This window comes from Vibrio sp. 10N.222.49.A3, assembly GCF_041475145.1.
GTDB lineage: Bacteria > Pseudomonadota > Gammaproteobacteria > Enterobacterales > Vibrionaceae > Vibrio > Vibrio tasmaniensis_A.
Genome location: NZ_JBFRVM010000152.1, coordinates 1 through 13,269, shown reverse-complemented (window position 1 = coordinate 13,269; position 13,269 = coordinate 1). Strand labels below are relative to the sequence as shown.

Annotated in this window: 10 protein-coding genes and 1 pseudogene; 2 read left to right on the top strand and 9 right to left on the bottom strand. The window is 44.3% G+C overall.

Annotated elements, in window-relative coordinates; genetic code table 11:
* Both AB4589_RS20740 and tal read right to left on the bottom strand, forming a co-directional pair.
* Positions 1-502, bottom strand: a pseudogene (locus AB4589_RS20740) (transketolase); the annotation flags it as partial.
* 90 nt (positions 503-592) lie between these two features.
* Positions 593-1,543: a transaldolase gene (gene tal / locus AB4589_RS20735; RefSeq protein ID WP_029223051.1), complete on the bottom strand. Its 951-nt coding sequence runs from the start codon at positions 1,541-1,543 to the stop codon at positions 593-595.
* Positions 1,544-2,002: 459 nt separating this feature from the next.
* Between tal and AB4589_RS20730 the strand changes: the two genes are divergently transcribed.
* Complete coding sequence (locus AB4589_RS20730) at positions 2,003-3,001, top strand: sugar-binding transcriptional regulator (RefSeq protein WP_065679926.1); 999 nt, start codon at positions 2,003-2,005, stop codon at positions 2,999-3,001.
* Positions 3,002-3,047: 46 nt separating this feature from the next.
* On the opposite strand, the gene AB4589_RS20725 is transcribed toward AB4589_RS20730, so the two are convergent.
* From AB4589_RS20725 to moeA, 7 genes are all read right to left on the bottom strand, one after another.
* Complete coding sequence (locus AB4589_RS20725) at positions 3,048-5,351, bottom strand: putative bifunctional diguanylate cyclase/phosphodiesterase (protein WP_372101608.1); 2,304 nt, start codon at positions 5,349-5,351, stop codon at positions 3,048-3,050.
* 435 nt (positions 5,352-5,786) lie between these two features.
* Positions 5,787-6,635, bottom strand: a complete 849-nt coding sequence (locus AB4589_RS20720) for a sulfurtransferase (protein WP_032499412.1) — start codon at positions 6,633-6,635, stop codon at positions 5,787-5,789.
* 35 nt (positions 6,636-6,670) lie between these two features.
* Positions 6,671-6,985 carry a hypothetical protein gene (locus AB4589_RS20715; RefSeq protein WP_372101607.1) on the bottom strand — a complete coding sequence of 105 codons (315 nt, stop codon included), beginning with the start codon at positions 6,983-6,985 and terminating at the stop codon, positions 6,671-6,673.
* A gap of 226 nt (positions 6,986-7,211) precedes the next feature.
* A complete protein-coding gene (locus tag AB4589_RS20710) occupies positions 7,212-7,922 on the bottom strand; it encodes a hypothetical protein (RefSeq protein ID WP_372101606.1) in 711 nt (236 codons plus the stop codon).
* Positions 7,923-7,932: 10 nt separating this feature from the next.
* Positions 7,933-10,068: an LruC domain-containing protein gene (locus tag AB4589_RS20705; protein WP_372101605.1), complete on the bottom strand. Its 2,136-nt coding sequence runs from the start codon at positions 10,066-10,068 to the stop codon at positions 7,933-7,935.
* A gap of 280 nt (positions 10,069-10,348) precedes the next feature.
* The gene (gene moeB / locus AB4589_RS20700) at positions 10,349-11,098 is read right to left on the bottom strand and encodes a molybdopterin-synthase adenylyltransferase MoeB (protein ID WP_372101604.1); all 750 of its coding nucleotides are present in this window, start codon (positions 11,096-11,098) and stop codon (positions 10,349-10,351) included.
* A gap of 12 nt (positions 11,099-11,110) precedes the next feature.
* Complete coding sequence (gene moeA / locus AB4589_RS20695) at positions 11,111-12,346, bottom strand: molybdopterin molybdotransferase MoeA (protein WP_372101603.1); 1,236 nt, start codon at positions 12,344-12,346, stop codon at positions 11,111-11,113.
* Positions 12,347-12,562: 216 nt separating this feature from the next.
* On the opposite strand from moeA, the gene folE reads away from it, so the two are divergent.
* Complete coding sequence (gene folE, locus AB4589_RS20690) at positions 12,563-13,216, top strand: GTP cyclohydrolase I FolE (RefSeq protein WP_004731548.1); 654 nt, start codon at positions 12,563-12,565, stop codon at positions 13,214-13,216.
* Positions 13,217-13,269: the final 53 nt, after the last annotated feature.

Genomic DNA, 13,269 nt, shown 5'->3' with positions numbered 1-13,269 from the left:
GAGAACATGCTTCGTGAGAGATACCTTCCATCAGACAGCCATCACCCATGAATGCATAAGTGTAGTGGTCTACGATGTCGTGGCCTTCTTTGTTGAACTGTGCCGCAAGTGCTTTCTCAGCCATCGCCATACCAACAGCGTTGGTGATGCCTTGACCTAGAGGACCTGTAGTCGTCTCGATACCTGGTGCGTAGCCGTACTCTGGGTGACCTGGAGTCTTAGAGTGCAGTTGACGGAAGTTCTTAAGATCTTCAATTGAAAGCTCGTAACCTGCTAGGTGAAGCAGAGAGTAGATCAGCATTGAGCCGTGGCCGTTAGACAGGATAAAACGGTCGCGGTCAGCCCATTCTGGGTTTGACGGGTTGTGGTTTAGGTGAGAGCGCCAAAGTACTTCAGCGATGTCAGCCATACCCATAGGTGCGCCAGGGTGACCAGAGTTTGCTTGTTGTACGCCGTCCATGCTTAGAGCACGAATAGCGTTAGCTAGATGTTTGCGGTTCATAATTGCTTCCAAAATTGATTCGAAATTAAAAATTCGTGGATAGATGTAAAAGAGGAACGAAATTCGTTCCTCTTATTTATTCGGTAGTGATTACAGCTTAGCTGCGATCATGTCTTCTAGTTTGCCTTGATCTACGGCGAAGTTGCGGATGCCTTCAGCTAGCTTCTCTACAGCCATTGGGTCTTGGTTGTGATCCCATAGGAACTCAGCGTGAGTCATTGCAGCAGGACGCTCTTTAGTACCGTTAGAGTCGATTAGCTTCTCTACTACTTCGCCTTCAGCTGCTTCTAGGTCAGCTAGAAGTTGAGGAGCGATAGTTAGACGGTCACAGCCAGCAAGTTCAAGGATCTCGCCGATGTTACGGAAGCTTGCGCCCATAACAACAGTCTTGTAACCGTGCTCTTTGTAGTAGTTGTAGATGTCTGAAACAGAGATTACGCCTGGATCTTCTGAAGCTTCGAAATCACGACCTTCTTTCGCTTTGTACCAGTCCATGATGCGACCAACGAAAGGAGAGATTAGGAATACGCCAGCTTCAGCACAAGCACGAGCTTGAGCGAAAGAGAATAGAAGCGTTAGGTTACAGTTGATGCCTTCTTTCTCTAGGATTTCAGCAGCACGGATGCCTTCCCAAGTAGAAGCCAGTTTGATAAGGATGCGGTCGTTAGTGATGCCAGCGTCGTTGTACATTTTGATAAGTTGACGAGCTTTAGCAACGCTGCCTTCCATATCGTAAGAAAGACGAGCATCTACTTCAGTAGAGATGCGGCCAGGTACAACGTTAAGGATTTCTTTACCGATGTTCACGTTAAGCATGTCACAAGTGTCTTGAACTTGTTGTGCTTTGTCGCCACTTTGCGCTTTAGCGTATTCGATAGAAGCATCGATTAGAGGTGCGTACTCAGCAATTTGAGCGGCTTTAAGAATTAGAGATGGGTTAGTTGTTGCATCTTCAGGAGTGTACTTGCTGATAGCTTCGATATCGCCAGTGTCAGCTACAACAGTTGTTAGTTTACGAAGTTGCTCTAATTTATTGCTCATTTTGATCATCCTATGTATCGCAGAACACCCCTTTAATGGGAGAGGTGTGGGCATTTGCAAGCGAACTAATGAAGTTCCTCATGGTTGTACCAGTGAGTCAAACTTACATTAATTTAAATTTTTCTTCGAACGAACATTTGCACAGAACATTTGATCGCTCGATGAGTAAATGATGTAGCCATATTTATCCGATCTAGCCCCAAAGTCAACGGTAAATAGTGCTGTATGGTGACTTCAGTCAAATATATTTCGCTCTAGTAATCATGGGGTATGCAAGCAAACGTTTAACGAACAAAGTGAGGTGAATTAATCAACACCAAAACTATGGTTATGATGCTGAGCAAATGCTCCTTGATGTTACATATGTTCGGGGTGTAAGCTTGTGTATCACTTACTGAGCTCTCCTTTATTAGGAAGTGCAGCAGGTAAAATAATTGTTAAATATTGGTTGAGTGGTATATGAGTAACAATATCCAAGATGTTTCCGAAGAAAACACTGATCTCCTAACCGAAGTCGCCGTTGCCTACTATCAAGATGGTGCGACTCAAGAAGAGATCTCTAAAAAATTCTCTATCTCTCGTGCAAAGGTTGGTCGAATGCTCAAACAAGCCCGCGATGAAGGGATTGTCGAGATCACCGTGAAATACCACCCAGTATTCAGCGCGAAGATCGAACAACGTTTGATCGAACGATTTGGTGTTAAGCGTGCACTGGTTGCATTAGACCAACCGAATGAAGAGAAGCAGCGGTTACAGGTTGCGGGCTTGGTGTCGAACTACTTAACGAGCACCCTAAAAAACGGCATGGTAGTCACGGTTGGCCAAGGTCGAAACGTATCGTCGGTTGCTCACCATACTGGCGTAATTACCCCACGTGACTGTAAATTCGTATGTGGTATCGGCGGCATTCACCCAAGAGGCGGTATGTTTAACGCCGACCATATATGCAGACAACTAGCGAAAAAGTACGGCGGATCTTCTGAAACCTTGTACGCGCCTGCTTATGCAGAGAACAAAGCACAAAAATCCGCGTTCATGGAAAACAGTACTGTTAAGCAAACACTCGATCTAGCTCGTAAGGCAGATGTTGCATTAGTGGGTATTGGTGACATGAGTGAAAACAGCTATATGGTCGACCTAGGTTGGTTTACGGCGGGAGAGGTCGTTCAATCTCGTTTACTACAAGGAGTGGTGGGTGACTTTGCGGGTTATGACTTTTTCGACGTGCATGGTAAAGCGGCAAACACAGTAATGAGTGACCGAGTCATCGGCTTAGGTTTGGAAGAGTTCCGTCCTATCGCTGAAGTAATCGCCATCGCTGCCGAGAACAGTAAGCCATTAGCTCTGTTAGGTGCACTAAGAACAGGTGTGGTTGATGTTATTGCGACTAGTGTAAGTAATGCTTTAACGGTGCTTAACTTGGATGAGCAGATGAAACATGCTGAGTTAGATGATTAGCAAAATATAAACCAGGGGAGCCCGTTTTGGCTCCCTTTTGCTCTCGCTAAAGAATAGGTTCTGACTCTTTACTCGTGATTTTAGGGAGCGAGGAGAGATACGTGCACAGTTCGTCATAAGGAATAGGACGAGAGAAGTAGTAACCTTGCATCAAGTCACATCCACATGCTTTTAGAATCGCGAAGTGTTCGTTTGATTCTACGCCTTCTGCCAGCACCACCATACCGAAATTTTTACCGATAGCGATGATGTTCTGGACCATTGTTAGTGACTGTTGATCGACTGCTATGTTTTCAATGAAACTCTTATCAATCTTAAGTTCGTCGATAGGGAGTGCTTTTAACATGCTCAATGACGAGTAGCCCGTACCGAAGTCATCTAGAGAGATCTTAATATCGTTTTCTTTGAGGGCTTCAAACAGTGGTTTCACTATAGCCACATCTTCAATGAACAAGCTTTCAGTAATCTCGAGCGTTAAACAGCTTGGTGAGAACTGATATTTCTCAAGCGTAGCGAATAGGTGTTCTGAGAACGACTTATGTGAAAACTGACGTACGGATATATTGATCGAAAGACCGATCTTTTGTTCTATCGTTCGGTGTAAATGAGCGATCTGCATAACGCTGGATTCAATAATAAAGGTGCCGAGTTTTTGCATTAAACCTGTACTTTCAGCAATAGGAATAAATACGTCTGGCGGGACAAAACCCAGTTCATCATCTACCCAACGCACAAGCGCTTCTACACCGTGAGTACTTTCATCGGCACGAACCAATGGTTGAAAAACCATAAATAAAGCTTGTTTATCGATAGCGATACGAAGCCTTTGTTCTACTCTCATTTTGTAGAGGTGGGCGTCTTGCATCTCAGTCGTAAAAATACTGTATGAGTTTTGCTGCTGTTTCGCTTTGTACATCGAAATATCGGCAGAGCGTAACAGGCTATCTAAATCTCTTCCGTGGTCTGGGAAGCGGGCAATACCTACACTGCAACTCAACAAAAATTGAGCGCTTTCAACTTCATAAGGTTGAGAAAGTACTTCAATAATTCGTTCTGATAGTCGCTTAATTTCAGATTCACTACTCAAGGGTGTTAAAAACAAGAACTCATCACTGGATTCTCGTACCAATAGGCTGACTCTGGAGCGGAACCGCATCAAACGTAATGCAATTTGTTTGAGCACCTTGTCTCCGAAGTCATGTCCATGGGTATCATTAACACATTTGAAGTTATCGATGTCGATAAACAGCATTGAGAATGGGTCTGACTCATCTTCAATCCACTTGCCAATGTTTTTACGCATATAGGAGCGGTTGGGGAGAGAGGTTAATGGATCGTGATTGGCTTGGTAAATCAATTGGCTGCGAGTTCGTTGTTCGTTCTTCGCAATCGATTTTACTAAAAAATAGAAACCAAACTGAAGAACAACAAAAACAAAGAAAAGAGCACCGAACTCTTTTGCGAATATACCATCAACGTGTTCTAGGTCTGTACGGCCGACAACCCAAAGCTTGTAGTCTGGAATGTATTTAGCGCTAACGAGCGATGGGAAAGCGCTATCATCGATACAGAAAGAATATGTGTATTTTCCTGTTTTCGCTTCTTTGACGCTGACAGTCACTTGCTCAGAAAAGCTTTTGGTAATGCGATCCATTAGAACGTTATCAACCGGTTTTAAATAAGCGTCTAGCGACTCGATATCGCTAGAAAAAAACTGACGATAGTTGTCGGTTCTAAGTAGAGTTAACGTGTTGTAATTGCCTGCGTGCGCATTGTTTTCAAACAAAATTGTGCTGTCTAAGCGTAAACCTGCGGTCATGACTGCATCAACGTTCTTGCCATCGAGAGAAATGGATTTTCTCATTGGGATCACGAGGCTGTTAAGAGAATCATGGAAATAAGTGCGCCCCAAAACCATTTTATTACTAGATACAGCCTCTAGAAATGAGTCTTTGGTGTATGGGAGATCCAGTAAGTTAAATTGGTCAGACAGCTGTAGGTTTGAGCTGATTGACAGGTAATCCCCTTGAGGATTTAGTAACCCGAAAGCGGCTATTGCAGGATGAGTATCAAGCAGTTTATCTAATATTGGTCGAATTTGAATCGAAGCCGTTCGGGTAAAGTCGGACTGCTGAGCAAGTTGATGCCCAACCACTTCAAGCAGTGCTTCTTGGCTAGTTAATAGAGAGTTTACTGAGCTAGAGAAGATCTCGACTTGGATATGTTGTTGCTTGGTAAAGTCATCTCTGTTTGATTGCCACTTGGTTATGCCAAAGGCGCTGAAAAGTATCAGGGTAAGCAGCACGATCAGAGCGTACAGCGACCAGATATTTTTCTTAAATAGAGCCATGAGATGCCTTTTGTTGGTGACTACTTTTAACAGACTGCAAGTGACAACGTTTATATCGCCAGTGTGATTAATACAACGAGGCATAAAACATCAGAGATGAATATATCAATGATTAAATAGTGTAACGGCTACGAACAGAGATTCTTGAATGAAATATTAACACTCATAAACGTGCTGACAATTAACTCATGATTAATCACAGTTTTTGTTAGAAACCGGATGGCTCTACACATAGGTAGTGTTAACTCTGTCACTACCTAGGTGTCTTCAAGTGACTACGTCTTCAAGTTACAACCGTGTTAAACGCTTGAGTTAATAAGTGCCTAGCTGATTGAGCAATAAGATGCTTAAGTGTCATGGGCTTCAGCCATAACCTTTAGTAAGCTCCGTATGCATGCGCAGTATATTCTAACAGTATCATTAAGCGAAGCTGAATTACTTTTTAGTTACGGCAATAGGTAGTTTTTCATTTGCGCCCCATTCAGTCCATGAGCCATCGTAAACGCCCATATCACTTGAATAACCAGCCAGTTTAGCGGCTAATAAAATGATGCAAGCCGTCACACCAGAGCCACAGCTAAAGAACATAGGTTGAGAGGGGGTTAAGTTCAGAGTCGAGAAAATGTCAACTAACTCTTCTTGAGGTTTCAATTTACCTGCATTTAAGACTTGTGCGAACGGCAAGCAAACTGAGTTTGGGATGTGGCCACTACGTAAGCCTTCACGTGGTTCTGGAACTTCTGAATCGAAGCGAGCTTGAGAACGTGCATCCAGAATGTTTGCACTTTTGTCATCGGAGTAGTTTTGGATTTGCTGAGCATTTACAAAGTGGTTGTCTTGAATTTGGCCTTCAAAATTGCCCGCTTTGACTTCGGTGCGATAGTCAGTCTCTGTCGCGTAACCGGCTTTTATCCAAGCAGGTAAACCGCCATCTAAGATGTATACGTTGTTATGTCCCATTGCCATAAACATCCACCATGCGCGAGGCGAGGCAAAAGTTCCTGAGTTATCGTAAACCACTATCGTACTGTCTTGATTGATACCAATTTCTTGTGCGCGTGTATTGAAGTGTTTTTCGGTCGGGAACATGTGAGGGAGTAGAGTGTGCTTGTTACAAAAGTTTTTGTCGTAGTCGAAACGAATCGCACTAGGTATCATTTGTCCTTTGATCTTTTCTGACTCACTTGGGATCTGAAATTCGATACTGGCGTCGAGGATTACAATATTGTCTTCTTCTAGCAAACGTTGTTGAAGTTGTTCTGGTGAAATGAGTGGCTGATTCATTCTTCTTATATCCATTCTTGTTGTTATATCGGCGACTAAGGCGCAGCCCGGCAGTGGATGAACTGATAGCTGCTTTGTCCGGTTATTTGATTGTTTAATGTATCAAGCACGACCACAGAATCAAGAGGGCAGTCTGTTGTTGGTGGAATGGAAACGCGAAATATTTCGTTGTCTTGAGTTTCAACCGTGAGGTAGCGCCTATGTCCGTCTAGGGATTGAGTGAGCGTATTGGAGATGACTCTGGCTTCAATGTGTTCTCCGGTAGAAGATGTCATCGGGAAATAGGTGAGAAATAAAAGTAGCCCAATACCAATCAATAATATAACGAATCCTATTTTCAACTGTTTCATAAAGTAAGCCTTTGAAAGTCATTTTTAAAAGATAAGACAGGCTTTCGATAAAGTGAACATAACCAGTACTGAAAATTGAAATTGCGCCCAAATAAAAAGGTGAGCCTCATTGCTCACCTTTATGCATTGTTATTCGACTTTCGACTTTCGACTTCGAGACTGCTGCCTAACTTCACTGAATTTAGCCATTGTCTAAGTTAACTCAGCGCATTTTATTCCTTTCTGTTTACCAAGTGATTTGTGAACCGTTACTTGCAACGACTTGTTGTAATGGTGCTTGACCGTCATAAAACCAGATTTCGATCAACAGAGTATCTTCGCTTAAAGGCGCCGCAAAGTTGGAGGTGAATGTTCCGTTGTCTAAAGGGCCGCCAATGACCTTACTTGAGTAATCCGGCTTGTAGGTTGAATCTGCTCTTGTGGTAAATCGGCTATATACAGATACAAACGAACGATCGGTTGAGATGTTACTGATATCAATACTGAGGTCGAATTGATCTACAGAGTTGTAATCGAAACCATCAGGGATTACGAGCTCATCCATTTTGTACGCTTGCGGGCCGTTGGAGATAACCCCATTAACTGGTGTCGGTGCAGGATTTATAGCGACATTGACTGGTGTTGAGGCCACTGATGGTGATGTAACGGGCGCTGATACCACAGGTGCTGACGCTGCTGGTGTTTGTGTCGCTGGTGTTGATGTCACTGGTACTGTCACCGCTGGTGTTGAAGGCGATGGGTTAGGAGTTGATGCTCCTCCATCGCCGCCTCCGCCACCACACCCTACCAACGTTAGTGATGCGATTAGTAATGGAATACGTATTGACTGCGACTGAGCCGTATTTTTCTTAAGTGCAGCATTCGACAGACTAGATAAGATAGCATTGTTAAAGTTCCGGCGACCGTTTGTTACTGTCTGTTTAATTGGCATCTTCATAATCATTCTCCTAAGGCAAGTAACATTGGTCAGCGGCAGGTGTTTGGAACCAATCGGTGGATTGAGTACCGCCGGATTCAGCAAAGTTCGCAAAGTTTGGATAGGCGGTGACGATATCTACATATTCCAGTGGCCATTGCCATTCCGTGTCTGAAGTAATCAGCAGTGCCCACGGGTGGTTGTCTGCAGTTTTGAAATATTTGCCTGTTGATGGATTGCTGTCATCAACGCCTAGTCCTGCTTCAAAGAGATTAGCGGTATCAAACGCCTCGGTTGGAGCTTGGTCTGGCAAGTGCACCTCCCAGCTGCGCCCTGGATGTAGAGGTAGGTTTTCACCATGATAATACCCAGGCGTCGCGAAAATAAATGGGTCGTAAGGCATGTCAGTCCAACTGTCAGTACTCACTCCATCGCCAGCTAAAGTAATCCCGATTTGGAAAGCGAATTGCTCATCTTCTTTACAAGAGCTGATGGTGCGGTAGAAGGTACAACTAGTACTGATTTTCTCTGTAAGGTCGTTAGCAATAACAAAGATTGCCTCGCTACGTCCTTGCTCCAAGTCTAAATCAGTGAACACACCATTGTGCTTCATGTAAGAGCTTCCGCTACTCACTAAACTTGGGTCTAGATTAGGAAGTCGAACCGCAAAACCATTTCTGTACGAAGCACCTACTGCAGCAAGACGTCCATCGATGGTGGATTTAACCACTTTTCCGTCTTTTAAGATCTCTGTGATGCGATACATAATCACAGCATCATTCATGTCGTAATCAGCTTTATAAGGCCAGTTATCTTCATACGCCAAGGTTGCGTAACCAGAAGCACTTGGGAAGTAACGGGCTGTAGCGCCGTCGTTAAGAACATCAACTTGAATATCAACTACCTCACCAGATGTCGAACCACCAAAGTAGCTCAGGTTGGTTTGTTGGCTGAATCTGAAGCGAGCCCAAGTAGTCCCCGTTAGTGCGTTGATATCGACATTTAGGAACAGATCGTTTTCACCAGCATCCAGTTGGTAGTCGGTAAATACTTGCTCGTTAGCACCATCGAAGCTGCCATCTTGGTTCCAGTCAATCCACGCCGAAAGGTAACCGGTTGTTGAAGCTTCAATCACCACTTTTGAATCAAGCCCGGCTTCAAGCGCCGTAACAAAACCGATACCACCGTTTGCCCACTCGTCATCAATGCCAACACTTTCATCCGATTGTGGAGTTACGTAGCCATCAAGGTCGGCATCGGGTGCATCAGTGCCTAACCAAGTCACACCGTCAAGTTCATGTCGAGGACCATTGCTGGCGAGTAGGGTTAGGTAGCTGTCTGGTGCATCACCAAAGTCGATGTTGGAATCTTCATCCACAACTGGCGCATTCGCACAACGAGCGCCATCATTTTGATTAGAAGAAGGCCCATTCGATACAAATTCAACGGCTGGAACAATTCCTGCTGCGATATTGCTCGCGTTGTCTGGAGACAGATTGATACGGTAGATTTTCCCGTCTTGATTTCGAGATACGTAGTAATAGCCGTTTACATCAAAATAACCCGATCCGAATGTACCTAACTCACCAGTATCACCGATGTAAGTTTCGGCACCGGTTGTAGGATTGAAGCTGTATAAGCCTCCGGAGTTATTATCGATACCATATAAAGAACCATCACTTGGGTGGAAAGCGAAATCAGTCAGTTTTACGGTTGCCGGGCTACCAGCTATTTTGTTAACTGTAACAGTCGCGTTTGGGTCGGCGTCTAACGGCGATAGATCAACGGTGAACAAGCCTTTTCCTGTACGATAAAGGTAATACACATGGTCATAGACATCGCCGACATAGAAAGTGTGATCGGTTGGTAATCCACTGGTATTGATCACTTCTGCTTGGAAATCCTGTCCAAGGCGCACCAAGCGTTTGTTGGTAGTGTCATAGCCATAAATATATCTGTCTTGAAAGTCTAAACCAACACCATTGATATTGGCGTTCATGCCCGTATCGTCTTCTAACAGGGTGGTTGAGCCTGTCACTAGGTTCACGCCCCAAACTTGTACGGGTGTCGATTGGAATAGGTAAGCCTGGCTCGGACAGGTATCGAATGGCGCTGCGTTGGCGACCAAAGGCGCACTTAATAGCAAACTTAACGTTGTAATTCTCATATCTACATCCTTGTCATAGAAGGTCTAGATATTTTTACAAGTTACGTGCCACTTTTAAGTTGTTGATTTTTATTGTTTATATTCTAAACTGCTGAGATGTGCAATATATTCTCAAAATGAGAATTCAAATGAAACTAATCTTTTATAGATCACTTCAAATTGATAAATTGATAAATTGATAAATTGATAAATCGATTTGAGAAGCTGATGTTGAGACCTAAAAAAGCCCTGACTTTTAGTCAAGGCTTAGGTTGTCGATTAGAGGGGGGATATGCTTAGTCTATCCGCACACCGAGCAATTAGGCATCTTCATTAAATTCATTTCACGCCAGCTGTGAGACATGGCATCGAGAATTAAAAGTTTGCCTTGCTTTGGTTGTCCAAACTTAGCAATAACTTTGATAGCTTCCAAAGCCTGAGCTGCGCCCACCATGCCAACTACCGGTGCCATCACACCGGCTTCAACACAGGTTAGTGCAGCGTTGCCGAATAGAGCACTCAAGCACTGATAGCACGGCGCGTCAGTATCTTGATAAGTGAATACGCTGATCTGGCCTTCCATACGAATAGCAGCACCAGAAACTAATGGTGTTTTCGATGCGTAGCACAAGCGGTTCAACTGATTACGTGTTTCTACGTTGTCACTTGCGTCGAGAACAAGCGAGTGAGTTTCAATCAACTTGCCAAGTGCTTGGTCATCAAGCCTGTGGTCGACAGTTTCAATTGTCAGATGAGGGTTCAATACCTGCAGCGACTCAGCGGCAGAATCGACCTTCTTCTTGCCAATATCAGCATCGGTGTGAAGGACTTGTCGTTGTAAGTTTGAAAGCTCGACAATATCATCATCGATCAGTGTCAGCTTACCAATGCCCGCAGTCGCAAGGTATTGAGCGGAGGCACAACCTAAGCCTCCAGCCCCTAATACTAAGATTGAGCTCTGCTTTAGTGCTTCTTGGCCTTCAAAATCAAACTGCTTAAGAATGATTTGACGGTTGTAGCGAAGCATCTCTGCGTCAGACAGTATTTCCATCAGTAAGCCTCGTTAGTAAAGCGTCGAGTTAAACAGTTGGATCTGAACCGTTTCACCGACTTCAACACGGCCGCGTTCGCGCTCTAGTACCACAAAGCAGTTTGCTAAACTCATTGAGCGGAAAGCGCCAGAGCTTTGGTTACCCGTTGTTTCTACCACAAATTGACCGTTTTCAATCGAGTAAATGCCACGCTGGTAATCAGTGCGGCCTGGGCCTTTTTTGAATGCAGACTTGGTGATAGCAGGAATAGATTCCGGAGCTGTCCACGCTGTGTGACCAGCCAATTTAGCAAGCATAGGTTGAACCAAAACATACATGGTCATCATCGCCGATACTGGGTTACCCGGTAAGCCACAGAACCATGCGTTATCCAATTCACCAAATGCGAACGGTTTACCGGGCTTGATAGCTAGCTTCCAGAAGCCGATTTGACCGAGTTCTTCCAAAATATCTTTGGTGTAATCTGCTTCGCCAACGCTTACGCCGCCAGAAGTCACAACCACGTCTGCTATTTGCTGTGCTTTCTCGAAGGTCTCTTTAAGCGTTGCAGGGCAATCTGGGATGATGCCTAGGTCTATAGCTTCACAACCAAACGCTTCAATCAGCGGTTTAATGCCGTAGCGGTTGCTGTCGTAGATCTGACCGTCTTCAAGCGGTTGACCTAATGGCTTTAGCTCATCGCCGGTAGAGAAGAATGCGACTTTAGGCTTCTGTAACACAGTCACGTGGCTCACACCCAGCGAAGCAATCATTGGAATGTCACGAGGTGTTAAACGTTCACCGCGGCTAAGAACGATATCACCTTGTTTGATGTCATCACCAGTAGGGCGAATGTTATTGTTCAGCTTGATGTCGTCTTGTTGAATTTCAATGCCAGTATCAGTTTCAACCGTATTTTCTTGCATGATTACGGCGTCACAACCCTCAGGGATCTTTGCGCCAGTCATAATGCGAATACAGGTGTTGCTTGGCCATTCACCTTCGAACGGTTGGCCTGCAAAAGATTTGCCTGCTAATGGTAGTACTTTACCGTTCTCTAGGTCTGCTAAGCGCAGTGCATAGCCATCCATTGCTGAGTTATCAAAAGGAGGTACGAAAATAGGGGAAAGAATATCTTCAGCAAGGACATAACCTAATGCTTCAGCAAGAGGTAGAGATAAAGTCGTTTGGATTGGTTTGATTGGTGATAGCAGCTTATCTAGTGCTTCTTCAATTGGCATTAAGCCCGGAGCGTCGCAACAGCCCATGATTGAAATCCTTTGGTCGTTATTATTTTGATTTAGTGGTTGGCAATAGTGGCTCCATAATTATCAAATCACAGATGTTCGCCAACGAAATTGCAGCCACTTTAGCATAGTTTAAGCCCCGTAAATAATGACCTCCCTTAAAATATGGGTGTATTTAATCAAAATTCCGAGTATCCTTGTTTGCCATCCAGAAGGGGTATTAAAAGAGGAAGTTCAATGTCAGGTCTTAGCGAATCAGCGAAGTTGGTTAAAGATGCGCTAGCAAGCCGCGGATTAGAGACACCAATGCGTCCTAACCAGGTTAGCCGAGAAGAGAAAAAGGAACGAATCGAACACCATATGCGTGAGATTCTAACTCTCCTTGAACTTGATCTTGCAGATGACAGTCTGGAAGAAACACCACAACGTATTGCGAAAATGTATGTGGATGAGATTTTCTCTGGTTTGGATTACGCCAATTTCCCTAAAATCACCGTGATCGAAAACAAGATGGGTGTTCGTGAGATGGTACGAGTAAAAGACATTACCGTAACCAGCACATGCGAGCATCACTTAGTAACCATTGATGGTAAAACCGCAGTGGCTTACATTCCGCAAGGTAAGATCATTGGTCTTTCGAAGATCAACCGAATCGTTCGTTTCTTTGCTCAACGTCCTCAAGTTCAAGAGCGCATGACGCAGCAAATTCTTGTTGCATTACAAACGCTACTAGAAACAGATGATGTTGCTGTAACTATGGATGCTGTTCACTACTGCGTGAAATCTCGTGGTGTAATGGATGCAACCAGCGAAACGACAACAACAGCATTGGGTGGTATCTTCAGATCAAACCCAGCAACGCGCCACGAGTTCTTACATGGCCTGCGTTAGAACTAAACCTATTCAGATAAAAAAACGGAGCATTATGCTCTAATGCCGTTCAC